23 protein-coding genes and 1 riboswitch are annotated in these 25,585 nt (G+C 34.6%); of the genes, 9 read left to right on the forward strand and 14 right to left on the reverse strand.

Going from position 1 to position 25,585, the window contains the following annotated elements; all coding sequences use genetic code 11:
• The first annotated feature begins 74 nt into the window (after positions 1-74).
• Positions 75-860 carry a putative hydro-lyase gene (locus ACP7BT_RS08835; protein WP_041079380.1) on the forward strand — a complete coding sequence of 262 codons (786 nt, stop codon included), beginning with the start codon at positions 75-77 and terminating at the stop codon, positions 858-860.
• 46 nt (positions 861-906) lie between these two features.
• Here ACP7BT_RS08835 and ACP7BT_RS08840 read toward each other — a convergent pair whose 3' ends face one another.
• The 3 genes from ACP7BT_RS08840 to ACP7BT_RS08850 all read right to left on the reverse strand — a co-directional run bounded on the left by ACP7BT_RS08840 (position 907) and on the right by ACP7BT_RS08850 (position 4,171).
• Positions 907-1,923 carry a PTS sugar transporter subunit IIC gene (locus ACP7BT_RS08840; protein WP_041079381.1) on the reverse strand — a complete coding sequence of 339 codons (1,017 nt, stop codon included), beginning with the start codon at positions 1,921-1,923 and terminating at the stop codon, positions 907-909.
• Between the two features lie 459 nt (positions 1,924-2,382).
• Complete coding sequence (locus ACP7BT_RS08845) at positions 2,383-2,946, reverse strand: sugar O-acetyltransferase (protein ID WP_002482261.1); 564 nt, start codon at positions 2,944-2,946, stop codon at positions 2,383-2,385.
• A gap of 28 nt (positions 2,947-2,974) precedes the next feature.
• Entirely contained in the window at positions 2,975-4,171 is a 1,197-nt protein-coding gene (locus ACP7BT_RS08850; protein WP_002482260.1) for a DUF819 domain-containing protein, read from the reverse strand.
• 155 nt (positions 4,172-4,326) lie between these two features.
• On the opposite strand from ACP7BT_RS08850, the gene ACP7BT_RS08855 reads away from it, so the two are divergent.
• From ACP7BT_RS08855 to ACP7BT_RS08865, 3 genes are all read left to right on the forward strand, one after another.
• Positions 4,327-5,748 carry an SLC13 family permease gene (locus tag ACP7BT_RS08855; protein ID WP_041079383.1) on the forward strand — a complete coding sequence of 474 codons (1,422 nt, stop codon included), beginning with the start codon at positions 4,327-4,329 and terminating at the stop codon, positions 5,746-5,748.
• 136 nt (positions 5,749-5,884) lie between these two features.
• Positions 5,885-6,091, forward strand: a complete 207-nt coding sequence (locus ACP7BT_RS08860; protein ID WP_041079384.1) for a hypothetical protein — start codon at positions 5,885-5,887, stop codon at positions 6,089-6,091.
• 608 nt (positions 6,092-6,699) lie between these two features.
• Positions 6,700-6,849, forward strand: coding sequence for a YxeA family protein (locus ACP7BT_RS08865; RefSeq protein WP_232010396.1), 150 nt, complete (start codon positions 6,700-6,702; stop codon positions 6,847-6,849).
• Positions 6,850-7,084: 235 nt separating this feature from the next.
• Here ACP7BT_RS08865 and ACP7BT_RS08870 read toward each other — a convergent pair whose 3' ends face one another.
• The 3 genes from ACP7BT_RS08870 to ACP7BT_RS08880 all read right to left on the reverse strand — a co-directional run bounded on the left by ACP7BT_RS08870 (position 7,085) and on the right by ACP7BT_RS08880 (position 10,769).
• Positions 7,085-7,954 (reverse strand): SDR family oxidoreductase, encoded by an 870-nt coding sequence (locus ACP7BT_RS08870; RefSeq protein WP_041079385.1) that lies wholly within the window; start codon positions 7,952-7,954, stop codon positions 7,085-7,087.
• A gap of 168 nt (positions 7,955-8,122) precedes the next feature.
• Positions 8,123-10,018 carry an FtsX-like permease family protein gene (locus ACP7BT_RS08875; protein ID WP_041079387.1) on the reverse strand — a complete coding sequence of 632 codons (1,896 nt, stop codon included), beginning with the start codon at positions 10,016-10,018 and terminating at the stop codon, positions 8,123-8,125.
• A complete protein-coding gene (locus tag ACP7BT_RS08880) occupies positions 10,008-10,769 on the reverse strand; it encodes an ABC transporter ATP-binding protein (protein WP_041079389.1) in 762 nt (253 codons plus the stop codon). The genes ACP7BT_RS08875 and ACP7BT_RS08880 overlap by 11 nt, the downstream gene beginning before the upstream one ends.
• 199 nt (positions 10,770-10,968) lie before the next feature.
• Between ACP7BT_RS08880 and ACP7BT_RS08885 the strand changes: the two genes are divergently transcribed.
• The 3 genes from ACP7BT_RS08885 to copZ all read left to right on the forward strand — a co-directional run bounded on the left by ACP7BT_RS08885 (position 10,969) and on the right by copZ (position 15,231).
• Positions 10,969-12,420 (forward strand): SulP family inorganic anion transporter, encoded by a 1,452-nt coding sequence (locus ACP7BT_RS08885; RefSeq protein WP_041079391.1) that lies wholly within the window; start codon positions 10,969-10,971, stop codon positions 12,418-12,420.
• 174 nt (positions 12,421-12,594) lie between these two features.
• Entirely contained in the window at positions 12,595-14,979 is a 2,385-nt protein-coding gene (locus ACP7BT_RS08890; protein WP_041079393.1) for a heavy metal translocating P-type ATPase, read from the forward strand.
• A 45-nt stretch (positions 14,980-15,024) separates the two neighbouring features.
• Positions 15,025-15,231: a copper chaperone CopZ gene (gene copZ, locus ACP7BT_RS08895; protein WP_002482251.1), complete on the forward strand. Its 207-nt coding sequence runs from the start codon at positions 15,025-15,027 to the stop codon at positions 15,229-15,231.
• 50 nt (positions 15,232-15,281) lie between these two features.
• Here the strand turns inward: copZ and ACP7BT_RS08900 are convergent, their stop codons facing one another.
• The 5 genes from ACP7BT_RS08900 to ACP7BT_RS08920 form a co-directional block, all read right to left on the reverse strand.
• The gene (locus ACP7BT_RS08900; protein WP_011302279.1) at positions 15,282-16,280 is read right to left on the reverse strand and encodes a D-lactate dehydrogenase; all 999 of its coding nucleotides are present in this window, start codon (positions 16,278-16,280) and stop codon (positions 15,282-15,284) included.
• Positions 16,281-16,305: 25 nt separating this feature from the next.
• A complete protein-coding gene (locus tag ACP7BT_RS08905) occupies positions 16,306-17,463 on the reverse strand; it encodes an aminotransferase class I/II-fold pyridoxal phosphate-dependent enzyme (protein WP_041079394.1) in 1,158 nt (385 codons plus the stop codon).
• A gap of 56 nt (positions 17,464-17,519) precedes the next feature.
• Positions 17,520-17,628, reverse strand: a riboswitch (SAM riboswitch).
• A gap of 261 nt (positions 17,629-17,889) precedes the next feature.
• A complete protein-coding gene (locus ACP7BT_RS08910; protein WP_041079396.1) occupies positions 17,890-18,636 on the reverse strand; it encodes a hypothetical protein in 747 nt (248 codons plus the stop codon).
• Between the two features lie 526 nt (positions 18,637-19,162).
• On the reverse strand, positions 19,163-20,206 hold the full coding sequence (locus ACP7BT_RS08915) for a PTS transporter subunit IIC (protein WP_041079398.1): 1,044 nt from the start codon (positions 20,204-20,206) through the stop codon (positions 19,163-19,165).
• A gap of 481 nt (positions 20,207-20,687) precedes the next feature.
• A complete protein-coding gene (locus tag ACP7BT_RS08920) occupies positions 20,688-21,116 on the reverse strand; it encodes a 6-pyruvoyl trahydropterin synthase family protein (protein WP_011302275.1) in 429 nt (142 codons plus the stop codon).
• Between the two features lie 131 nt (positions 21,117-21,247).
• Between ACP7BT_RS08920 and ACP7BT_RS08925 the strand changes: the two genes are divergently transcribed.
• The gene (locus tag ACP7BT_RS08925; protein ID WP_041079401.1) at positions 21,248-21,601 is read left to right on the forward strand and encodes a DUF488 domain-containing protein; all 354 of its coding nucleotides are present in this window, start codon (positions 21,248-21,250) and stop codon (positions 21,599-21,601) included.
• Between the two features lie 10 nt (positions 21,602-21,611).
• A complete protein-coding gene (locus ACP7BT_RS08930) occupies positions 21,612-22,277 on the forward strand; it encodes a DNA-3-methyladenine glycosylase family protein (protein ID WP_002482244.1) in 666 nt (221 codons plus the stop codon).
• A 175-nt stretch (positions 22,278-22,452) separates the two neighbouring features.
• Here the strand turns inward: ACP7BT_RS08930 and ACP7BT_RS08935 are convergent, their stop codons facing one another.
• From ACP7BT_RS08935 to ACP7BT_RS08945, 3 genes are all read right to left on the reverse strand, one after another.
• Entirely contained in the window at positions 22,453-23,025 is a 573-nt protein-coding gene (locus ACP7BT_RS08935; protein WP_232010394.1) for a M23 family metallopeptidase, read from the reverse strand.
• A 197-nt stretch (positions 23,026-23,222) separates the two neighbouring features.
• The gene (locus ACP7BT_RS08940; RefSeq protein ID WP_041079403.1) at positions 23,223-24,170 is read right to left on the reverse strand and encodes a nucleoside hydrolase; all 948 of its coding nucleotides are present in this window, start codon (positions 24,168-24,170) and stop codon (positions 23,223-23,225) included.
• A gap of 58 nt (positions 24,171-24,228) precedes the next feature.
• A complete protein-coding gene (locus ACP7BT_RS08945; protein ID WP_002482241.1) occupies positions 24,229-25,584 on the reverse strand; it encodes an amino acid permease in 1,356 nt (451 codons plus the stop codon).
• Position 25,585: the final 1 nt, after the last annotated feature.

Raw genomic sequence — 25,585 nt, forward strand, 5'->3', positions numbered from 1 at the left:
TAAAAGTATTTAATCCCTATTTGATTACATTTTTTGTTAAAATAGTAATAATACATAGTTAAGGGGTGGTTTGATTGAACCTACAAGATGCGCAACCTAGCACTTTAAGAGAAATGATTACACAAGGGAAACTAACTGGTCACACAAGCGGGATGGCAAAAGGCTATGTACAAGCTAACGTAGTCATACTTCCATCTAAATATGCTTATGATTTTTTACTATTCTGTTTTAGAAATCCCAAAACATGTCCACTCTTGGACGTATCTGAAAAAGGAAATAAATCATTTACAAAATATGGTGTAAATGCAGACATTAGTACTGAAGTAGCTGCTTACCTTATTTATCAATATGGTGAACTCATTGAAACACGTGCCAATGTGGACGATTTATATACTGATGATATGGTTAGCTTTTTAATAGGCTGTAGTTTTACATTCGAACATGCTTTATTGGAAGCAGGCATACCGATTCGACATTTAGAAGAAAATCACAATGTCCCTATGTATGTAACTAATATACCTGCTAATCCAAGTGGGCAATTTAAAGGTAACATTACAGTGAGTATGAGACCCATGACCATGACACAAGCAATTAAAGCTACAGAAATTACGACGCGTTTTAAAAATGTCCACGGGACACCTATTCACATTGGTAATCCTACAGAGATAGGTATCACAGACCTTGCTCTACCAGATTTCGGTGAATCCGTTACTATTAATGAAAATGAAGTTCCTGTATTTTGGGGATGTGGTGTAACGCCTCAGTCAGTTGCACTAGATGCTAAACCCGATTTAATGATTACACATGCACCAGGTCATATGTTTATTACAGATATACCAGATAGTCAATTAATCGATTAGTCAAAAACACTTCGATGCCTTAACTTTTTAGCATCGAAGTGTTTTACTATCTTGTTTCTATATCCTCTTTTGAGACAATTGGATAGTTTTTAAATAACACTGAACAAACATAACCAACTATTAAACCTATTAATCCAATAATCGCACCATAGATAAATATTTTTATAGGATCATTAAAACCGAACATAACCAAGAACCCTGCCAATGGTGTCGCAGTACCTGTAGCATCATTTATCATACCTGATGATGCAATCACAGCACCTGCCAATGCACCTCCAATAAAATTAGCTGTGTATATTGGTACCGGGTTCGCTGATACAACATCAGCCTGAGACAAAGGTTCAATACAAACTGCAATTCTAGATTTACGATCTCCCAATTTTAATTTATTGAACATTGTGCCATTGATAAATGATGATGCAAAGGACACCATCGCTGCAATGGCCATTGGCATACCAGTTAAACCGAGTAGCGCTGTTAAAGCCATTGAACTTAACGGTGCAGTACCTACTACTGTAATGACACCACCTAAGATAATACCCATAATAATTGGATTGACCTCAGTAGAACTTTGGATAATATCACCGATTTTTAATAATGAATTATTGACTAATGGTGTAACACCTACGGCTACTAACCTCGCTAAGGGTGCAATAATTAAAATACCAACTATTAAATCAACACCATCTGGTACTTTACGTTCTGCATATTTCATTAAATAACCAATAACATAACCAGCAACAAAACCAGGTATTAAATCTAGTCCACCACATGAAGCAGCAATCGCTAATGCATAGACCGGAGATACACCAATTGCAAGTGCAACTAAACCAGCAGCTGCAACGCCACCGAGACCTCCGGCTGCATCACCAAGATCTCCCAAAAATGAAATGCCTAATAAATCTCCACCGACATATTTGTGAAATGCCTCAACCAAAAAAGTCGCAATCGCTGCATTTGCTAAGGCACCCATAGCTCTCATACCCATAGGTGCTCGATATGTAAATAGTGTAAAAAGTGCTAACACTACAATTAAAAACAATGTTCCAATCAAAATATCCATTTTTTCGAATTCCTCATTCCTATTCTAGAAGTAGTTAAATTAAGTACGGAAATAATTTTTCAACCATTTGCTAAGCAGTATAGACAAACATTTTATTAATTATTACTCCTACTATTTCACTCATATTTTATATTAACACAAATTCGTTTTATATTCCGAACAATTTTATTAATTTTTATTTAAGCTCCGCGGAACATTTTGATAAATGGTTTTAATTATTTTTAATATATTACACAATTTTATATTAATTTTCTTTCAAAAAGCCTGAATATTTGTTTTGTATATTTTATATGTTTAACTTTTACTGTACTAAAAAAACGAGTATACAAATCTAAAAAACAACTTTAGCATTTGCACACTCGTCTTTCGGAGCATTATTATATTCTTCTATATAAAACAAGAAACACCTTGTAAATTACTTATAGCTAAGCAGCATGTCAACATACGATTAGCTTAAATTTATTGATTTTTGATATCGCTGACCGGTTTGGCTGGTGTACCTAACGCTAGCACATTCGGCGGTATATCTTTAGCCACAGTACTACCAGCGCCTATTACTGAACCTTCACCAATTGTTACTCCAGGTAAGACAACGACATTGGCACCTAACCAGACATTAGACTCAATTCGAATTGGTAGTGCTTGTTCTAACCCAATATTACGTTCCTTATATTCTAAGGGATGCACTGCTGTATATAAGCCACAACTTGGCCCGATGAACACATCATCACCAATAAATATCTTGCCACCATCCATAAAATAGCAGTCATGATTAATAAAAATTCTTTCACCTAAAAAGATATTATATCCATAATCTGTTTGGAATGGACTTAACAACTCTAATGCTTTCGGTTCATAATTTAATAATTTTGTAAGTATTGTATGACGCGATTCTTTATCACTAGGTTTGATATGATTTAATTCAAAGCACAAATCCTTAGCCTTCATTCTCTCAGCATCTAATGATTCGTCAAAATTAGCATCATACCAATCACCTGCTAACATTTTTTCTTTTTCACTCATCGTAAATGCACCTCCATATTTTTTATATTCACCCTAAATAAGTTAAAAGTTGATACATTAACGTTCCTGCATAATTTCCAATAACATAACCTAATGTGCCAATGATAAGTATAGGGCCAACCACCTTCGTCCAACCTTTGCCAATTGCTAATGCGGCAGCAGTTGTTGGCCCACCAGCAGTTGCGTTACTTGCAAGTAAAATTTCTTCTATTTTAAAGCCAAAAATTTTACCAAAGATTAAGCTTAGCCCTAGATTAAAGACAAGGATAATTATAACAAAGATAAACAATAAAGGCGCCGTTGTTATTATCGTAGCAAATGAGGCAGGTGTCCCAATAACCACAAAGAAAATATAAATTAGAAATGTACCAATTTCTGAAGCACCTGCTAAACTTTCAAAGAAGTCTCCCCAAACTGCAACTACAATTAAAGTTAAAGTGGTTAACAATAAATAAGGATCTCCCAAAAAAGAAACAATCAATGTAAGAACTACATTGTGTTGCGGCATCCATTGTTGAATGAGATCAGCACCTTTGAAACTGACTGCTACAAGCGTCACAGCACTTGCAATCGAAAAAGCAATATCTAATAATTGTATTTTTTTTGGCTCCCAATACGCTTGTTGAGATTCTGGAGTACTTTTTGATTCATAGTCACTTTTAAATTGTTTTTTAATTAAAGGCAATGAAGGTAGTGCGATTAATAGCATAAAATAAAGTGCCATGACGCTATTATCTGCTACTACAGTAGATGAAATCATTTCACTTGGTGTCTCAAGTTTGGAACTCAATGCCGCAAAGTTAACGCCTCCTCCAATGTAACTTCCAGTCATCATGGCTCCTATTTTATTTAAATATGGAATCCATTGATTTAAGATCATAAATCCTACCGTTGTACCAATCATAGTACCTATAGAGGCTACAAAAAATATCACTAATAATCTTCTACTTTCTTTCCAAATCTTCAATATATTAGAACTAAAAAGAAGTAATGGAATAGATAAGGGCACAATATAATCCCACACAGTGTCATATACTGGTGCGCTCATTGGAATCACTTTGAAATTCGATAGTAACATTGCCCCAACAAGTGCAATAATCGCACCCGAAATGGTACTCGCCCATCGATAACGTTGTTCTAAAAATAAACTCACCGTTGCCCAAACAATAATGATTGCCCATAATAACCATGTATCATCTTTAGCTACTATTGCACCTATTAGCATAAATAATCCCCCTTCGACAATCTACAATTTGTTAAATTCATTCTACCAGTTACCTCGGATTATTTTTACAATTTTCTGAAAAATGAATTGTTTATAAAGTTTTAAATTGATATTCTTACTGGTACAGGGGTTATAAACAAGGGGGATTTACATTTATGAAACAAAAAATCGGATTGATTTTAGGACCATTACTTTTTATTATCTTTTATTTTATACCTGCCATTACAGGTTTAGCAGACGCACCTAGAGCTGTGTTAGCAGTTACATTATTCGTAGCAACATGGTGGATTACAGAAGCGATTCCAATTCCTGCGACTTCATTAATTCCACTTATTCTCCTACCACTTACAGGTGGTACAGATGAAGTGATTGCAGCAAGTGCCTATGCGGATCCCATTGTTTTTATGTACATGGGCGGATTTATTATTGCGCTAGCGATTGAAAAATGGAATTTACATAAGCGGATTGCGATGACAATCATTTCCATGATGGGCACAAGCAGTAACCGCATTATATTAGGAACAATGATCGCCACTGCCTTTATATCTATGTGGATATCAAATGCTGCGACAGCACTGATGATGTTACCGATTGCCTTAGCACTTATTCAAGAAATTAAGGATGCACAATTTCTCAAACCAGCATCTGCAAGTAAGTTTAGTAAAGCGCTCTTACTTACCGTTGCTTATTCCGCTTCTATTGGTGGACTAGCTACACTCATTGGTTCAGTACCCAATGCAGTCTTTGCTGCCGTTGCATCATCAAGTCTTGATCGAAAAGTATCATTCGCGCAATGGATGATTTTCGCAGTGCCATTAACAGTTATTTTATTAGCAATTCTCTACTTTCTCTTAACAAAATGGCTATTTAAAATTGAAGACGCTGACCAAATATCCTCAGATTTTGCCAAGAAAGCTTTGCATGATTTAGGTCCGATGTCTAAAGAAGAAAAATTAACAGGCATTGTCTTTTTACTCGTTAGTTTATTATGGATTTTCGGAGGGCTTTTACCTGAAACATTGCACATCACAGATACGATTATAGCAATGTTTGGCGCTGTGTTGTTATTCCTTATTCCAGCCAAAAATGCTAAAGGCGGATTACTGGTATGGGACGATATGAATAAGTTACCCTGGGGAATATTACTACTATTTGGTGGCGGTTTGTCTTTAGCTGCAGCATTTGAAGATTCAGGGTTAACAAAATGGTTTGGTGGTATGTTAGGTATTGTGAAGCCACTGCCATTCATACTCATTGTAATTGTATTAACAACGGCCATCTTATTCCTAACAGAAGTGATGTCAAATACTGCCGTTTCAAATATGTTAATGCCTATCAGTATTGGATTTGCAGCAGCTATCAGCCAAGATCCCTTTATCATTATGGGTATCGTTGCCTTATCTTCTACTTGTGCATTTATGTTGCCTATATCCACGCCACCGAATGCAGCCGTATTTAGTTCGGATGAGTTAGAAATGAAAGATATGGTCAAGGCTGGCTTTGTACTTGATATTTTTGCAATTATTGTTATTTCACTCTTTGCGTATTTCTGGCTACCTATCGCATTCGGTTTATAGCTGGATGCTTCACAATAAACGATCGATACGTGCTATACTGCTAAGGTATGACACAACATCTATACTAAGGACGCATGTTAAATTGAGCGAAACAGTATAAACTAGGTATATAAACTTATAAAAGGAGTCAATAATTATGAAATTTTTAATTAAGGGAGCAATTGCCGTGGTCATTATACTTGGTGTCGTGAAGACTTTTGAAGATCATGATGTAACTGCCGAGGCAACAAATTACTATAACCAAGTTAAAAACGGTGAAATACTACAAAGCATTGAAAACCTAAATTTTGACGGTATAAAAAATTTGGATTTCGAAAAGTTGATTCCTTCTGATTTCTTTTAAAGTTTATAACCTCATCAAGACATGACACATAAGTATTTAACATATGCTATACGTTATCTTGAGGTAACGCTATGCATATACAAATTGGATTTACTGTATCGGAATAACGCAATTGCAACAAATAGATTTTCTAAGACAACCTTCAGACTGAAGCAACGGACCGCTTATTTAAAAGCGCCGTTGCTTTTTTGTCGTGAATTTTATTTTCCCTATAGATTATAGTGAAATATTATAAATAATTATTTATAATATAATTAAATTATAAAAGGGAGGTTTTCTTATGAAGAAATTCATTGTAAGTTCATTGTTGCTTGCCTCATTTTCCTTAAGCACTAGCCCTATACTCAAAGCCGCTACTGTTTATACTCAAGGTGGCGTTTGGAATTAAAGTATAGGTAGTATTGTCGTTATTAGAAAGTACTCATTTCATTAAAATAAAGGAGCTATCATCATGAAAAAAACCTTACTCATTATCGTTATCCTTTTTGTACTATTGACAGTTGCCTTCTTCTCATTTGATAAATTTGACAGATTTAACCCATTATTAAAAAAAAGAAACCTCTTATGCCATCGTTAAATTAAACACGCAATACTATCAAGATGTATCCATTTATTCTAAACAAGGAGAAAAACGCAGTTATAAAGTGTCATTTAATAGGTATAACCCTTCTCAACAATATGTAAAACTAAAACATAAAGGTACATACGTTGAACATATAGAATATATCAGCAAACAATCTTTCCCATCATTAAAATGATTAAAAATAATATTTCCAATAAAATATTTAACTTTAACAAAAGGTACTTCTCCCCAGTTTTATCAATTAAATATAAGTTTCCAATAACATTAAGCAATCAAAATGAGTCAGAAATCAGATTTTCTAATATATATTTTTTAGTCCCATCCTGCGAACGATGACTAGAAAATGAAAAAGAGTCTGAAACATTTATGTTTGTCCCAGACTCATTGTCTTATTTTTTCCATTTCTATATTTATGAAGTAATATAATCTCCACCATTAACATGAATAACTTGCCCAGTGATATACGAACTATCCGCATAGGAAGCTAAAAATACATAAGAAGGCGCAAGTTCTGCTGGCTGCCCTCTTCTTTCCATTGGTGTTTCCCCACCTTGATTTTCCACTTTATCTTCAGAAAATGTAGCTGGTATCAGTGGTGTATAAATAGGACCTGGTGCCACAGCATTGACTCGAATGCCTTTGCTCATTAAAGTTGTCGCTAGTGAACGCGTAAATGCAACAATTGCACCTTTAGTAGCTGAATAATCAATTAGGTGTGCAGATCCTCTATAAGCTGTAACACTCGTCGTGTTAATGATTGCGTCACCTTCTTTTAAATGTGGTACCGCTGCTTGAGATAAAAACATCATTCCAAATATATTTGTTTCAAAAGTTTCTTTGATTTGTTCAGGTGTGATATCTTCGAAATGATCTTGTGGAAATTGAACGCCACCGTTGTTTACTAGAATATTCAATTCTCCGAAATCAGCAATGACCTTTTCAATTAATTTTTGTGAATCTTCGACTTTTTTTAAATCATGGGCGTATGCTTTTGCAGTAACGCCTAAAGATGATATTTGTTCAACGACCGCTTCAGCATCTTCATATTCATCATAGTAACCAATCGCTACATTAGCACCCTCTTTTGCATAAAGCACTGCGATAGCACGTCCTATACCAGAGTCACCACCCGTTATTAATGCAACTTTACCTTTTAACTTGCCTCCACTGTGATAACTTTCCATTTCCGTGATTGGTTGTGGGTTCATATCTTTTTGTATACCTGGTTGTCTATCTTGTGTGTATCCTTTTATTTGCTTATGAAATTCTAATAAATTCATTAACTATACACCTCTCTGTTATAATCTCTATCCATTGATAGATACCACCTTATTCGTATGACAAACATGAATGGCACAACATAAATTCTAGACATACTATGTGCATTATCCAAAAACACTGTAACGATATACGCTACAGTGTTCTAAATAAAACCAATGTTATTATATTTAAATTGAATGTCTGACGATACGGCTTGAATGCACAAAAGCCATTACTGCAAAAATACCATAGACAATTGAATAGGCAATCATGACGATATAAATCGGAGTCATCGTTGAACCACCCATAAGAAACATAAAGGCTTTTGCTGCAAAGTAAGCATGTAATAATGAAACAATGAGTGGTAGACCAAAGTTGAATATCACTTTAAGTCCAAGCCCTTTCAGCATATCTTGATGTGTATAACCAATCTTACGTAGAATACGGAAGTTAGGAATTTCATCTTCGGTTTCATCCATTTGTTTGATATAAATGATACATCCTGCCGCCACTAAAAACGCTAATCCTAAAAATGCAGTAACAAATAGTAGAATTCCTACAGAATCATTCATATCTTGTCGCTGTGTTTTTTGAGATTGTATGTCTGGATTAATGGATTTAGCGATTTTATTTGCCGCTTTCCAATCACTTTGTTTTTCCAAATTATATCCATATTGATGTTTGGTTTCTACAGCACTTTGTTTCAATTGATTATATTTATCTTCACTAACAATAAGTACCGGTCCAGCATAGCTCACTTCACTACTGAAATGGACATTTTCATTACTGTCTATAACCTTAATTGATTGATCCGGTTTACTTTTCAGTTTAATAATACCTTGATCATTATGTTGTGCAAATCCACCTGCAGCTGCTAAATTAGTTATCTTAGCTTTGTTTCCAGTAATGTCTTTATCTTTAAAATATTGATTACTCGTAATAAACATTTCAGTTGGCATCATATTGCCAGTGCCTCCACTTTCCTTGAAAAAGCTATCCTTCGTCACTTTCACTCTCTCTAATTCTTTATATTGTTCATCGTAACCAATATGCGCCTTATCTAATTTATTTTCGAACGCTTCTGCTTGTTTTTGTTCTGTGAAATTAAAATCTTGTGGAGAACTCAACTTCACATTGTCATCAATCGTTGCTTTGCTAATTGCACCAAAGCATAATACTGTCACTGTCACTGCAGATATTGTAGCAATAATTGTTAAAGATAACGCATTCTTTTTCATTCTATGCATAATTGAAGAAGTAAATACAACATCTGTAATGGACACTTTACCATGTTTAGCATTTTTGATTGTTTTAAAAATAACTGATACTGAACTTCTGAAGAATAGATATGCGCCTACAACTGTTAAGAACAGAATGATAAATGGTGTGAACATCATACCACTTGCAAATTTACCAAACATTTCTGTAGACATATAGTAACCAAAGATAATCATAGCGATACCCAAAATACCAGATATGAGTTCAGCAATTGAAATATTATTTTTAGTTGCTTCTGATTTTGAACTATCGTTCATCATTGATAAAATACTGCGTTTTCGTAAAAAGATAAAACTTTGTATCATAATTAAACACATTGCTACAATAACGAGTAATACAGTTTGTGTAACTGCTGGAAATTGGAATGTTAATGATACGCTTGTACTAATATCCAATATTTTAAGTACAATCATCAGTAGAATTTTCGATCCAAAAACACCTACGATAATACCGATTACACTTGTCACTAAGAACATAGCGATTTGTTCAATCAAAATCATGCGTAAAATATTAGATCTCGTAAGCCCAATGAGTTGGTATAATGCAAATTCACGTGTACGTCTTTTAACAAATAACTGATTTGCGTACATTAAAAAGACGATAATAATAACGAATAAAAAATATGAACCAACGACAGAGCCCTTTTTAATGATGCCTATAGAATTCGCGTTATTGATACTATCTGTATATTTTAATGTAACAAAGCTAAAATATAATACAATACTCACAATGAGCGAAAATATATACATCGCATAGTGACGTAAATTTTGTCTTAAATTTTTAAGAACAATTTGATTAAAGCTCATGTGCCACACCACCTAAGGCTGTTTGCATATGAATGATATTTTTATAAAATGCTTGATTCGTATCTTCACCTTGGTAGACTTCTGAATGAATATTGCCATCTTTCAGCATGATTACTCTATTTGAGTAACTCGCTGCAACAGGGTCATGTGTCACCATAACGATTGTCGCATTCATGTTTTTATTAAGATCTTCAAGTCTATGCAATAAGTCTTGCGCATTTTTAGAGTCTAACGCCCCTGTAGGTTCATCCGCGAAGATAATTGCTGGTTTATGAACTGATGCACGCGCTGCAGCAGTACGTTGTTGTTGACCACCAGAAATTTCATTAGGATATTTATCTCCAAGTTCTTGAATACCTAATGCTTCTGTCACTTCTTTATAATTTTTTTTTTTTTCTTCTTTTGACATTTTTTGAATTGATAGAGGCAACATAATATTTTCTTTAACTGTCAGTGTATTTAAGACACTATAATTTTGGAAAATAAAACCGACTTCTTTTTTTCTAAAGTCTGCCAATGCTTTATTACTCATTTCATTCAATTTGTGACCATTGATTTCAACTGTTCCACTGGTAATATAATCAATAGAACTCAATACATTTAACAAAGTTGTCTTTCCTGATCCAGACGGTCCCATAATAGAAACAAATTCACCTTTTTCTATTGAGAATTCAATCCCTTTTAATACTTCTTGTTGACGATGTCTGTTTCCGTAACTTTTCGTTAGTCCTTCTACTTTTAATATAGACAAGTCGCTCACTCCTTAATTACTGTATAGTCATAGCTTAACGAATCTCAATTCTTTTTTCGTTTGTTTCAACTAACAAATATTTCCATTTAAATGACAAACCTGTCACATATGTAAAAAGTATTTTATTCAAATCTTAAAATGCTCAATTATATCTTATGATATAATAGCTAAGTTCAATTTTAAATAAGGAGTACAAGAGATGTTAAATAAATTAAAAAGTGAATGGCTAACTGCACCAGGCACCAATGTTTTAGCTGGTATTGTTGTTGCATTAGCGCTCATTCCGGAGGCCATTTCGTTCTCAATTATTGCTGGTGTGGATCCCATGGTCGGTTTATATTCTTCATTTATTATAGCAGTGGTCATTTCCTTTGTAGGGGGCAGACCAGCTATGATATCTGCTGCTACCGGTTCCGTCGCATTAGTAATTGTTCCTTTAGTCAAAGATCATGGCGTCCAATATTTGCTTGCTGCGACAATATTAATGGGTATCATACAAATCATTTTCGGTATTTTAAAAATAGGAAGATTAATGAAATTCATTCCAAATTCTGTCATGATTGGATTCGTTAATGCACTAGCTATTATGATTTTCATGACCCAAATCAAACATATCTTTGGTATTTCTATCCCAACTTATTTATTTGTTATCTCTACCCTACTTATTATTTACTTGCTACCACGCGTATTTAATAAAGTACCCGCACCACTTGTTGCAATTATACTACTAACCATAACGTATTTAATTACCGGTGCAAAAGTTGAGACTGTGGGTGATTTAGGTGCAATTAATCGTTCATTGCCACAATTCTTTATTCCGGATGTACCATTCAACTTACAGACATTACAAATCATTTTTCCGTACTCATTATCTATGGCGATTGTCGGTCTGGTAGAAAGTTTATTGACTGCTAGAATTGTGGATCAAGCAACAGATACATATAGTAGTAAAAATCAAGAATCACGTGGTCAAGGTATTGCTAATGTAGTAACTGGTTTCTTTGGCGCAATGGGTGGTTGCGCGATGATTGGTCAATCTGTCATTAATGTTCGATCAGGTGCAACGACAAGATTATCTACTTTTACTGCCGGTATATTTTTAATCATTTTGATTATCATCTTTGGCGACTGGGTTGTTCAAATTCCAATGCCTATTCTCGCTGCAATTATGGTTATGGTTTCAATTGGTACATTTGATTGGAGATCTTTTAAATTTATTAAAAAAGCACCTCGCACTGATGCATTTGTCATGATTTTAACAGTTGCGATTGTGCTAATCTCCAATAACCTAGCTCTAGGTGTTATCGTCGGTGTCGTTGTGAGTGCACTTTGTTTTGCAACAAAGATTTCAAACGTGGTTGTTACCTACGAAGAAGAGGACGACACCATTCATTATTATATTACTGGACAAATTTTCTTCGTATCTATTGATTCATTAATGAACCAACTTGATTTAGAATTAAGACATAAAACAATTTACTTAAATTTTAAAGATGCACATTTATGGGATGATTCTGCAGTAAATGCCATAGATACTTTAATAGATAATTATTATAAAAAAGACAATACAATTTACGTTCAGTATCTAAATAAAGATAGCCGTAAAATTGTAAATGAATTAAGTAAAGTGAATCAACAACATCTTTTATAAATATTTTCCAAGACTGAAGCATGATATACCTTAATTGGCATACGATGCTTCAGTCTTTTTTTAAACATTGTGTTTGACTTGTATACCTACTAGGGGTATATTATAAATATAAAACAAATGACTTAATCGTATGTATCCAGACATTTTATTTTAACTATAAGGAGGTCACAGCATATGACTGAACAGAAAAAGACGACCATTGGCATTACTGGAATGACATGTGCTGCCTGTGCCAATCGCATTGAGAAAAACTTAAATAAATTAGATGATGTAGAAGCAAATGTGAATGTTACAACTGAAAAAGCTACAATATCTTACAACCCAGAATCAACATCCGCAGATGATTTAACAAAAACCATAGAAAAAACAGGTTATGGTGTGTTAAATGAAACAGCTGAGTTAGATGTTATTGGCATGACGTGTGCAGCATGTTCTAACCGAATTGAAAAAGTATTGAATCGTACAGATGGTGTAGATCAAGCAACAGTCAATTTAACAACTGAAAATGCTACGATTTCCTATAATCCTAGTACAACGTCTGTTGATGCATTAATTAAAAAAATACAAAAAATAGGTTACGATGCACAACCCAAAAAAGAGGTTGCCGAAAAAAGTTCTCAAAAAGAATTAGAATTAAGAAGCAAATTAATTAAATTAATCATTTCTGCAGTGTTGGCCGCGCCACTCTTGCTAACAATGCTTGTACATCTTTTCAGTATACAAATTCCATCTATTTTTATGAATCCTTGGTTCCAATTTATATTGGCAACACCGGTTCAATTTATTATCGGATGGCAATTTTATGTTGGAGCTTACAAAAACTTAAGAAATGGCTCAGCAAATATGGACGTACTCGTTGCACTAGGTACAAGTGCCGCCTATTTCTACAGTTTATACGAAATGGTCAAATGGCTATTCAATGCTAATGTGATGCCTCATTTATATTTCGAAACAAGTGCCGTATTAATTACACTTATTCTATTTGGTAAATATTTAGAAACTCGTGCAAAAACACAAACGACAAATGCATTAAGTGAACTATTGAATCTTCAAGCCAAAGAAGCGCGTGTTTTGCGGGACAATAAAGAACAGATGATACCGCTAAACGATGTGGTTGAAGGCGATTATTTAATTGTTAAACCTGGTGAAAAAATACCTGTAGATGGTAAAATCCTTAAAGGAAAAACGTCTATTGATGAATCGATGCTAACTGGTGAATCCATGCCAGTTGAAAAAGTGCAAGATGATAACGTTATCGGTTCAACTATGAATAAAAATGGTTCTATCACTGTTAAAGCTACGAAGGTAGGAAAAGATACTGCCCTCGCGTCTATTATTAAAGTTGTTGAAGAAGCACAAGGTTCGAAAGCACCGATACAACGTCTAGCCGATGTTATTTCAGGTTACTTTGTACCTATCGTCGTTGGTATCGCAGTACTCACTTTTATTATATGGATTGCATTCGTTCAACAAGGTCAATTTGAACCCGCATTAGTTGCCGCAATTGCAGTACTCGTCATTGCGTGTCCTTGTGCACTTGGCTTAGCAACACCTACATCAATCATGGTAGGAACTGGAAAAGCTGCAGAAAACGGTATTTTATTTAAAGGTGGCGAACACATTGAACGTACCCATCAAATCGATACCGTCGTACTTGATAAAACAGGTACGATAACGAATGGGAAACCAGTAGTCACTGACTTTGATGGCGATGAAGAAGCTTTGCAATTATTAGCTAGCGCAGAAAAAGGTTCAGAGCATCCTTTAGCAGATGCCATTGTTAATTATGCCCAAACGATGAATATTAAACTATTAGATACAACTGATTTCGAAGCGGTACCTGGGCGCGGTATTAAAGCAAATATATCTGGCAAAAATTTAATTGTTGGTAACCGTCAATTTATGAACGACGAAAATGTCGATATAAAAGATTCAGAAGACACTATGACTCAATTTGAAAAATCTGGTAAAACAGCTATGTTAATTGCAATCAATCAAGAATATAGAGGGATGGTTGCCGTTGCAGATACAGTCAAAGACTCAACTGCTGCTGCAATTAAACAATTACATGATCTCAATATTAAAGTCGTCATGTTAACCGGTGACAATGAACGTACAGCACAAGCTATTGCCAATGAAGTTGGTATCGATACAATCATTGCCCAAGTATTACCAGAAGAAAAAGCAGCAAAAATCAAATCACTCCAAACCCAAGATAAAACCATTGCGATGGTGGGTGACGGCGTTAACGATGCACCAGCACTCGTACAAGCCGATATTGGTATTGCTATTGGTACTGGCACAGAAGTCGCTATTGAAGCCGCAGATGTTACAATTCTAGGCGGTGACTTATTATTAATACCTAAAGCCATTAAGGCAAGTAAAGCAACCATACGCAATATTCGCCAAAACTTATTCTGGGCATTTGGTTATAATGTTGCAGGTATACCTATCGCCGCACTTGGTTTGCTCGCACCATGGATTGCTGGCGCAGCCATGGCTCTAAGTTCTGTTAGTGTAGTAACAAATGCGTTAAGATTAAAACGTATGAAATTATAAATGATATATAGTACAATCATACGACTTTATGAGGAGGTGATTTATATGGCTACAGAAACAATTCAAGTAGAAGGCATGAGCTGTGATCATTGCAAACATGCTGTAGAAACTGCATTAACTGAGCTTGATGGTGTATCAACAGCTGACGTTAGTCTAGAAGCCGGTAATGTTAAAGTAGATTTTGACGTTGACAAAGTTACAATGCCTCAAATGAAAGACGCAATAGAAGACCAAGGTTACGATGTTAAATAAATATAAAAGAAGGGACGCTTAGTCATTTAAGCGCCCCTTCTTTTATGTATTTAATTTACTCTTAAACGTGTGTCACCTGTTTTTATGACTTCCATCGTTGCATCTAATGCATCAACAATCAAATTTTCGACAGCAGCATCTGTATAAAATGCAATGTGTGGTGAAACAATGACATCTGGTCGTTCAATCAATTGCTTTAACATATCATCATTAAATGCTGTATGACGTTGATCACTAGGGAACAAGCCTTTTTCACCTTCATACGTATCTAATGCTGCACCTTTTATCAAACCTCGATCTAAAGCATCGATTAATGCGCTTGTTTTCACAATTGTACCTCGAGCACAATTAATAAATACAGAACCTGGTTTAAATTCATTGAATAAAGTTTCATCAAACAAATAATCATTTTCCTTACTAGCTGGAATATGTACTGTTACGATATCTGCATTTTGGATTGCTTCATTGATGGTACTTGCATAAGTTAAAAAGCTTCTATAATCATCATTAGGTGCAATGTCATAAGCCGTTACTTCAGCGTCAAATCCTTGCGCAAATATCTTAGCAACAATTGAACCAATGCGACCTGTTCCAATGACAGCAACTTTCAAGTCTCTAATAGAACGTGATAATATATCCGGTTGCCACCTAAAATCATATTCAGCAGTTTTTTGTTGAATGTCATTATAATTACGAACTAGATTGAGTGCTTGTGACACAGTATATTCCGCAATTGAATGTGGTGAATAAGAAGGTACATTACTAATAATCAAATTATATTTTTCCGCCAATTCAAAATCATAAATATCAAAGCCAGCACTACGTTGAGCAATTTGTTTAATCCCAAAATCATGTAATTGCTTATAAATGGTTTCGTCCAATGGTATTTGTTGCGAAATAGACACACCATCAAATCCTTTTACACGTGAGACAGTTTCACATGTTAATAAATCTTCATCTAAATCGACTTCTACTTTATGCTTATTAGACCAAGCTTCAATGAAAGCTTTATCCTCATTTCTAACGCCAAAAAGTTTTATACGCGTCATGTTAGCATCCCCTTTAAAATTAATGTTATTCATACAGATGTCTCAGAGATTGGATTCTCTCGGCAGCTACTTTCAATTGCTCATCATCAAGCGCTAATGATATACGCACATAGTTTTTACCATGTTCACCAAACGGAATACCCGGTGCAACAAGTATGGATTGCTCTTGTAATAAATAGTCAACAAATGATTCCCCGTCAAAATTTGGCGGCGTTTTTAGCCACAAGAATATACCACCTTTCATCGGTTCAAATGGAATATTTTCTTCCTTTAACTTCGCTTCAAAAGTATCCCTACGTTGTTTGAAAATATTACTTTGTTCGTCCAAGAAATCATCATAGTGATTCAATGCATAGGTCGCTGCATCTTGTAACGCACCAAACATACCCGCATGCGTGTGTGTGTGATATTTTTTCAACGCTTGAATGATATCTTTATTGCCTACTGCAAATCCAACTCTAAAACCGGACATATTATATCCTTTAGATAATGAAAATACTTCAATCGCTAAATCTTTTGCACCTTCTGTTTGTAAAATACTCGGATTTTTATGATCAAACCCAAATGCACTGTACGCAAAATCATGAACTATTTTAGTCTTTGTACCTTTAAATTGCGCTACAGCCTCATCAAATACAGCTTGTGTAGCTACTGATCCAGTAGGATTATTTGGATACGTTAAATAGACTAATCGCGTATTTTTCAATATATCCCTATCCACTTTATCCCATTGAGGCAAGTAATATGGTGGTTCTAATACGAGCGGTTGTGGATGTGCATCAGCTAATAAGACACCCGCCTTATAATCTGTATAACCTGGATCTGGTAGTAGTACATTTTCACCAGGATTAACAATACAAGATGGTAAAGCTACCAAACCATTTTTAGTTCCGTACAAAATACAGACTTCATCGTCTTTATCTAACACGACATCATATTGCCTTTGATAAAAATCTACAATCGCTTGTTTAAAAGTCTCTTTACCATGAAATGCTACATACTTTTGATTATTTGGCTCTCGCAATGCATCTGTAAAACAATCAATAATCCCTGTTGGTGTTTCTCCATCTGGTATACCTACCGCCATATTAATTAAAGGTAACGGCCCATGTTCAACAGGCTGCCCCATCGTTTTTGCAAAATAACTATCTGGTACTTGTGCTAATCTATCCGAAATCACCATCAAAGTCCTCCTAAAAAAAACTATATACCTACGAAAGTGGCATATAGTTTACATGTCACCTATCTTTCAAGTAGTGTTACTTGTTGGACGAAGCACAGTACTTCTTTACAAAGTCTGTTGCTGAAGCTTCACAGGGCCAATTCCCTCAACTTCTCTGGATAAGTTTTGCTTTTAAATTACTATTAATTTTATCAGAATATTCAAACATGTCAATGCAAAAAAAGGGAGTAGGACAGAAATCAAATTTTCTAATAGAGATTTCGTAGTCCTACCCCGGCAAGGATGACTAGGATTGAAAAAAGCTTGATATAAGTGTATTTTCAATCCAGTCATCTACTGCCTAATTGAAAAAGAACCTAAGACATTAATTTATGTCTCAGGCTCTTATATTTATACCACCAAACCGCGTGTTCAGTGCTATAAATCCTACCACCAACCGTGTGAAGCACGGAAAGATAACGCTGCGTCTACTGAACCATAACGCTGTTTAGCGTAGTTTAACATACCTTTAGTTTGATCAGCTACTGAACCAGTACCCCATGATTCTTTAGTTTGACCTAAACCTCTGTATCCAGCTGAGTTAACAGCGTTTGGATTACCACTTGATTCAGGTAAAACGATTGAATTCCACATAGCTTCTGAACCACCAGCAGCTAAGAATTGAGCTTTAACTGATCCACCAGTTGAAGCAGCTGAAGTTTGAGCAGCTTTATAAGTTTTTACTGCAGCACTTGTTTGTGCAGTTTGAACGTTTGTGTTAGATGAAGCTTTAGGCGCTTCAACAGCTGCTACTTCAGTGTTGCTTGATTGTTGTTGTGTACGAACTTCGTTAGCTGAAGTTTCGTTAGTGTGTGTAGTTGCTTGAGCAGTTACATCTTGGATAGTGTTAGAAGATGCACTTTGAGCACCTGCAGTTGTATAATTCCATGACCAAGTTTGGCCATCAGAAGTGAAAGTATATTCGTTTCCACCTAATACGAAATCATAGTTATACGCACCAGCGTGTAATGGTTTTTCATTTAATTGCTCTGGGTTGTTTTGAGCTAAGTCAGCTAAATGCGCTTGGTCGATATTTTCTTCTGATGCATGCGCTTGATTGTGATCAGCTGTTGCTGCATATCCTGTTACACCTAATGCTACTGCTAATGATGATGCTAAAATTGTTTTCTTCATAATAAAAAAAATCCTCCAATTAATTTCTTTTTAAATTAAATTATATTTTCGTTAAATTATTTATCGTATGTGCTGAAATCTTTTAAATTTAATGTCTTATCTTTTTGCCACAAATAATATACCATAAATTTCGTTCAGTTATATTACACTTCCTTAACAAAACGTTACAAATCAAATTCCACTTTGTAACATTAGGACATATTTGTTTTATTTTGTAATGCTAAATAACTATTGATAGATAAAAGGATATTATATGAGTATATGATATAAAGCGATTAAATAAATTTACATTTAAGAAAATCATATATTCTGAAATATTACAAATCACACTTTTGTTACATAACTGTAAAATAACAAAAAGACAAAAAAATTATATTTTGGAGTAAAACTTGCAAATTTTTTTGTTTAAATTAAAAAAAGACCACTGATGTGTGGCCTTTTTTAATAATTTTATATTTTTTTATGTAACGACAACCTTATGCTTTATTACAAAACATGACACACATTTTAAGCAAATTGTGTAACCTTACGCTAAGAACTTGAAGATTTCTCTATCATATATTTTCAATATCTTCATATATAACGTATTAATTAAATACCCCATAACAAATGGTACGACAAAAAATGCAATAAACACAAAAACTAAATTCAATATTATTGAATGTTCCATAAATCTAAAAGCACTGATCGGTCCAACTAGTCCGATAATACCAAAACCAGCTGATTCCTTTGTACCTCCAATACCAATTAACCCACCAACTAAACCTGTAATAAGCGCATTGGTAAAAATAGGTAACAATATAATAGGATGTCTGACCATATTCGGAATCATCATTTTGACGCCACCTAAGAATATCGTAAGTGGTACACCCGCTCTATTTATTTTAAGTGTGCCTGCTACTAATGCACCTTCACACGCAACAATACCTAGTGAAGCTGAACCTGCAGCTAAGCCACTGATACCAATAGCTAAAGCAGTCGCAACTGTGGAAATTGGTGAAATAATAATAAAGCTAAACACTAATGCAATGAGCATTGACATAAGGACTGGCTGCAACTCAGTAAAAGAATTTACTAAGTTCCCAATACCTGTTGTAATCATTTGGATATATGGCAAGGTAAATACACCAATTACACTTGCGATGACCCCCACAATGGTAGGTAAAATAATTAATGTCAGACTGCCAAATTTTTCTCCTACTAATAATATTAAAAATACTGCAATCGCTGCAGTAAGCATTGTATTAATTAAATCTCCAACTCCAACTAATAACCACACGCCATCTTTGAATTGTGCTGCGCCGCTTCCTACAAATGCAGAGCTAGCTACGACTGCAGTTGCTAATGGGCTTAGTTTGAAACGCATGGCAATTAAAGCACCTACTAATAAAGGAACTGTAAATTGAATACTTTCCACAACTTGCAATAAAGTTGTAAATACTGAAGATTTTGGTGCAAAAAGTTTAAATAATTCTCCCAAGATCGCATTAGGAATTAAACCTGCAACAATAGCAATTGCTACACCTGACAGAACATTATATAGAAATTGTTTTGGACTTACTTTAATCATAGAAGTTCCCCCTAAGCTGAAATAGAATACTACTATATCATATCTTCTTAATTTTCAGAATATTCATTTTATATTATTTTTCACTTTTACTAAATTCATCACAGGGGTGATTTCATTTAGTAGCAAACACAAAACATTGGAGGAACTCGACTTTCTAAAAATCGCATCTTATATCAAATCAATTTTAACGATATTCTAAAATGAGATATATCAAAATAACGAGTCTAGGACATAAATAGTGGTCCTAAACTCGCTTACATTTAGGCATTAGCAGATAGTTGAATTGAAAATATGAAGTCTCACTTATTTAAAGAAAGTATTTTTTTCCATATTTATGGAAACGAGTCGTTCTGATGCATAAGCTTTAACTCAGGTAAACCATTATCTTAATCATCCTTGCCTTAATTGCATCGGTAGAACTAAGAAATCTCTATTAGAAATTTTGATTTCTGTTCTACTCACACTTTTTATATCGTCATTTTCATTTATCCATTAATTCTGTTGTTAACACTAACCCCTGTGTATCCGTTTCAAAAAATTCTAGCTTTTGTAATGAATTATTTTCAGGTAAGTGTTTATTAAATTGATGCCAAATCCAAATCGCAATATTTTCTGCTGTTGTATTCATCTCTGGCAATGTTTCATTCACAAGTTGACCATCAATATAAGGCGCTATTTCTCTTTCATACAGTTTATCTACTTCATTAAAATCCATAGCTAGACCATATGCATCAATGCTAGATAATATTTCTATGTTGAACTTATATGTTTGGTTTTCTAAATCTTTATGCACAGTTTGAGTAAAATAAATTCTATTATCACATGTAAATTCATAATAATTTTTTATTAACACTTCACCCTCTTTATATCGAAAATGGTCAGGTGGTTGAATATGATCAAATTTAGACATTATCATCACTCCTATTTCCCTTTTTATTTATATACCCATTCCTGTTCCTTCTATAATATAACTATGTTTTCAAATTTCATTTAACGGTAATAATATGATTGATACTAAATGATTTTCAGGGAGGCAGTAGCATGACAATTCAAATACAACGCATTTATGAAAATAATCAGAGCGAAGGTACGCGTATACTTGTAGATCGTGTTTGGCCTAGAGGCATATCAAAAGAAGACGCAAATTTAGATTTTTGGTTAAAAGAGCTAGCGCCAACTACCGAATTAAGAAAATGGTTCAATCACGATCCCAAATTATATGCTGCTTTCAAAGAAAAATATGCCAAAGAATTACGTGACAATGAATCACAAAAAGAAGCCTTTGAAAAATTAAAATCTATCATTTCTAATACTAAGCATGATGTCATATTATTATTTGCAGCAAAAGATGAACAGCACAATCAAGCAGTTGTGCTTCAAGACTTATTAAATTAAGAGGTAATTTATGAATACATGGCAAATTTCCGTTCAAGATGCATGCGTACAAACGCTAATTAAACAAGATGCCACACTTGCGCATTTAATTAACCAGATAGGAGATTTACAGATCCAGACGCGCCCAGACCCGTTAAAATCCCTTATCCGGTCTATCATTGGACAGCAAATTACAGTAGCTGTAGCGCAGTCTATTTTCCAAAAATTATCCATCGCCATTGACGATCACTGGACGGTAAATCAATTATCACAACTAAGAGAATCCGAAATGAAAGCGTTAGGTTTATCTCAATCAAAAATAAACTATATCCAAAATGTACTATTTGCAGTGCGCAATGGACAATTGAATTTTGAACAACTCTACAAAATGGACGACAATAGTGTTATTAACGCACTGACTCAAATTAAAGGGATTGGTAGATGGACTGCCGAAGTTTTTCTTCTATTTACATTACAGCGCAAAAATATATTACCTATATACGATGTTGGATTGCAACGTGCTGCTCAATGGTTATATCAAACAACCAAAGCCGAAAGAAAGAAACAACTCACTATCTGTAAGGAACAATGGCAGGGTTGTGCTTCAATTGGTGCATTCTATTTATGGGAAGCAATTCATCAAGATTTATTACAATACGATTCTATCTATGATATACCAAAAGACCATAAAAATTAGGGCGAGGCAATGAAATCAAACATTATCATTTGAATTCATCGTCTCGCCCTATTCACGTTATCTCAAAAGCTATTATTTTTTCATAAACCCCATTTTTCATTACTTCTTGTGTTGTTTGGTATTAATAGTATGAAAAACTCTAACTTCTAGAATCTCTTTTATTTAATATAGCGATTTACTCTACTTCAAATAAACTTTCTTCTCCATTTGGCAAATCTTCAACATAATCTTTAGGGTCTATCGCATAATCGTTACCAACGCCACCTTCCATACGTTGAAAATGCAAGTGTGCGCCAGTCGTTTGTTCACCGGTATTACCTGACAGTGCAATCGTATCACCTGCTTTAACGTCATCTCCTACTTCTACTTTAAATTCATTAAGATGCATATACCACTGATGATATTCACCATTTGACTCTGCTATCTGAATTACTTTACCACCTAAATCATCATCGAATGTTCGCGTCACTTTGCCATCAGCAGCCGCTTTGATTGGCGTATCTTCAGGCAAATGATAATCGATGCCGTAGTGTTTACCATCAAATTCACTAAATTTATATTCCCCAAAATTTTCTGTTTCCCTACTGCCATCGAAAAACTTACTAAAAGAACCTTCACTTTCACCTTGGTCTGCGTCCTGATTTTGTGTAGTAAATGTTTCATTCATATTTTCTTTTATATCATTTATATTCAGTATTAACCACGTTAGTGGAACAATAATAAGTATTAGTAAGACAATCCACTTCATTATATTTTTCACTATTTGATTCACCTTTTAATCATTTTAAGTATTGGCTTTTCAGTATACTTTTTATAGTGATAAATCTCTAATAATTCGCTTGAATTAGCGCTCATACTTTAGTTGTAGCAAAAAGGAGCAGCACTATGAAATCTTTATAGTAAAATCAGATTTCTGTACCACTCCCGCTTATAAATGTCTGCTTGTTAATGTGTATGCTTCTCATAACTTGCTAACATATTTTCCATTAATGTCCATACACTCGCTACATCGACCGCTGTAGCAAAATAGGCATTTTTCTCTTTATTCATAATATCATTTAAATCTACTGACATCGTGCCATATGTCAATGGACTCTGGTGCTCTATATCGATATGTGTATGTTGCATTGTAAATAAATCAGGTTGCATCAAATAAAGTACCGTACAAGCATCATGTATTGGACCACCATCCATGTCAAAGTGCGTTTTATACGTAGATTTGAAAAATTCTAGAAGTTCTACAACAAAGTTTGCAATTGGATTCTTAATCTGTTTAAATCTATCGATAACATGATCTGTGGCTAATACTTGATGCGTCACATCTAAACCAAACACATTGATACACACACCACATTCAAAGACGCGCTTAGCCGCTTCTGCATCAACCCAAATATTAAATTCTGCAGTAGGAGTCCAGTTCCCGAAGGTGCCACCGCCCATAATTGTAATAGATTCAATATGTTGTGTGATATTTGGTTCCTTAATCAGCGCCGTAGCAATGTTGGTTAATGGACCCGTTGCAACAAGCGTGACTGGTTCCTTACTTTGCTTCAATGTTTCGATAATAACATCGACTGCTTGTTTTTGCGTTGGTTTTAGTGCTGGGACTTCAGGCAGTTTCGGACCATCTAACCCACTATCGCCGTGTATTTGTGAAGCAAAGGATGCTGGCTTAATAAGTGGACGCGTAGCACCAACAGAGACACTAATATCATCTCTTCCCATCACTTCTAATACATTTAAAGCGTTTTTGGTATTTTTTTCTACCGATTGATTCCCTGCTACCGTTGTCACAGCTAATATATCTAATGGACTGTTTTGTGCTCCTGCTAAAATTAATGCGATTGCATCATCATGACCCGGGTCACAATCCATAATTATTTTTTTACTCATTTTAATCACTCCAATATAAAAATTCACAACCTATGCGTATTCATGTTAAAAGCACGCATTACTCAGCTGTATGCTTTTTGTATTGTCTATACATTAAAGCAAGTACAATCAACCATAAAGGTGCTAAAATAACCCCAATACGTGTTTCTGGGTTAACAAATAATACCCCGAAAATAAATACGAAAAATGCAATAATACAAATCGACATAATTTTTCCGCCTGGCATTTTATATCTACTTTGTTTATGTAAGTCCGGACGTGCTTTGGTGTACCTTACATAGGCAATCATAATAATTGTCCAAATAAAGATATTTAATACTGTAGAAACTGTACTGATATACACAAATACAGTCGTCGCATTTGGAATAAAATAATTCAATAATACTGCAAATAACAATAATGCACACGTTACAAGAATTGCGACAACTGGTACGCCTTTACGGTTTGTTGCTTGAAGCTTCGGTGGTGCTTGTTTTCTATCTGATAATCCGAATAGTGTTCTACTATTAGCAAATATCCCACTGTTACACGCTGACGCTGCAGCTGTTAACACAACAAAATTAATCATGCCTGCAGCAAATGGTATCCCCACTAATGCAAATACTTTCACAAAAGGACTGCCTTCTGGATCTAGTTCATTCCAAGGTATAATAGAAATGATGACTGCTAACGCACCAATGTAAAACAATAAAATCCTAAGCGGCACATTATTAATCGCCTGAGGAATTGTCTTATGAGGATTTTTTGTTTCTCCGGCTGTGATACCAATCATCTCAATGCCGACAAATGAAAAGATTGCCATTTGAAACGACATTAAGAAACCAGACATACCATTAGGGAACACCCCACCATGACGATAGATATTTGATACGCTAGCATGACCAAATGGCGTTTTATAAGCCATGATAATCATTACAATGCCGACAATAATCAATGCCACAATAGTTACTACTTTGATTATTGCAAACCAAAATTCTAATTCGCCAAATAATTTCGTACTTAATAAATTAAACGACATAAGTAACAATACACATGCCAGTGCTGTTAACCAGTTTGGAATATCTGGATACCAAAAGGATACATATTTAGCTACTGCTGTCACTTCTGCCATCCCTGAAATAATCCATGTTAACCAATATGTCCATCCCGTTATAAATCCAGCTAACGGCCCTACATATTCATGCGTGATATCCGCAAAAGAATTAAATTCAGTGTTTGACAATAACATTTCTCCCATTGCCCTCATGAACATAAACAACACAAATCCAACAATAATATAGGTGAGTAAAATGGATGGTCCAGCTAAGTGAATAGATTGTCCAGCACCTAAAAACAATCCGGTTCCAATGGCTCCTCCAATCGCAATTAACTGTATATGCCGATTACTGAGTTCTCTCTTTAATTTATCTGCCATT

Source organism: Staphylococcus sp. Y174-1, from assembly GCF_049897865.1.
Lineage (GTDB): Bacteria > Bacillota > Bacilli > Staphylococcales > Staphylococcaceae > Staphylococcus > Staphylococcus saprophyticus.

Bases quoted from the DNA above. Each gene is read 5' to 3' on its own strand.
- ACP7BT_RS08840 (WP_041079381.1), bottom strand. From the start codon at position 1,923: ATGGATATTTTGATTGGAACATTGTTTTTAATTGTAGTGTTAGCACTT.
- ACP7BT_RS08845 (WP_002482261.1), bottom strand. From the start codon at position 2,946: ATGAGTGAAAAAGAAAAAATGTTAGCAGGTGATTGGTATGATGCTAAT.
- ACP7BT_RS08850 (WP_002482260.1), bottom strand. From the start codon at position 4,171: ATGCTAATAGGTGCAATAGTAGCTAAAGATGATACATGGTTATTATGG.
- ACP7BT_RS08855 (WP_041079383.1), top strand. From the start codon at position 4,327: ATGAAACAAAAAATCGGATTGATTTTAGGACCATTACTTTTTATTATC.
- ACP7BT_RS08860 (WP_041079384.1), top strand. From the start codon at position 5,885: ATGAAATTTTTAATTAAGGGAGCAATTGCCGTGGTCATTATACTTGGT.
- ACP7BT_RS08870 (WP_041079385.1), bottom strand. From the start codon at position 7,954: ATGAATTTATTAGAATTTCATAAGCAAATAAAAGGATACACACAAGAT.
- ACP7BT_RS08875 (WP_041079387.1), bottom strand. From the start codon at position 10,018: ATGAGCTTTAATCAAATTGTTCTTAAAAATTTAAGACAAAATTTACGT.
- ACP7BT_RS08885 (WP_041079391.1), top strand. From the start codon at position 10,969: ATGTTAAATAAATTAAAAAGTGAATGGCTAACTGCACCAGGCACCAAT.
- ACP7BT_RS08890 (WP_041079393.1), top strand. From the start codon at position 12,595: ATGACTGAACAGAAAAAGACGACCATTGGCATTACTGGAATGACATGT.
- copZ (WP_002482251.1), top strand. From the start codon at position 15,025: ATGGCTACAGAAACAATTCAAGTAGAAGGCATGAGCTGTGATCATTGC.
- ACP7BT_RS08900 (WP_011302279.1), bottom strand. From the start codon at position 16,280: ATGACGCGTATAAAACTTTTTGGCGTTAGAAATGAGGATAAAGCTTTC.
- ACP7BT_RS08905 (WP_041079394.1), bottom strand. From the start codon at position 17,463: ATGGTGATTTCGGATAGATTAGCACAAGTACCAGATAGTTATTTTGCA.
- ACP7BT_RS08910 (WP_041079396.1), bottom strand. From the start codon at position 18,636: ATGAAGAAAACAATTTTAGCATCATCATTAGCAGTAGCATTAGGTGTA.
- ACP7BT_RS08915 (WP_041079398.1), bottom strand. From the start codon at position 20,206: ATGATTAAAGTAAGTCCAAAACAATTTCTATATAATGTTCTGTCAGGT.
- ACP7BT_RS08920 (WP_011302275.1), bottom strand. From the start codon at position 21,116: ATGTCTAAATTTGATCATATTCAACCACCTGACCATTTTCGATATAAA.
- ACP7BT_RS08925 (WP_041079401.1), top strand. From the start codon at position 21,248: ATGACAATTCAAATACAACGCATTTATGAAAATAATCAGAGCGAAGGT.
- ACP7BT_RS08930 (WP_002482244.1), top strand. From the start codon at position 21,612: ATGAATACATGGCAAATTTCCGTTCAAGATGCATGCGTACAAACGCTA.
- ACP7BT_RS08935 (WP_232010394.1), bottom strand. From the start codon at position 23,025: ATGAAGTGGATTGTCTTACTAATACTTATTATTGTTCCACTAACGTGG.
- ACP7BT_RS08940 (WP_041079403.1), bottom strand. From the start codon at position 24,170: ATGAGTAAAAAAATAATTATGGATTGTGACCCGGGTCATGATGATGCA.
- ACP7BT_RS08945 (WP_002482241.1), bottom strand. From the start codon at position 25,584: ATGGCAGATAAATTAAAGAGAGAACTCAGTAATCGGCATATACAGTTA.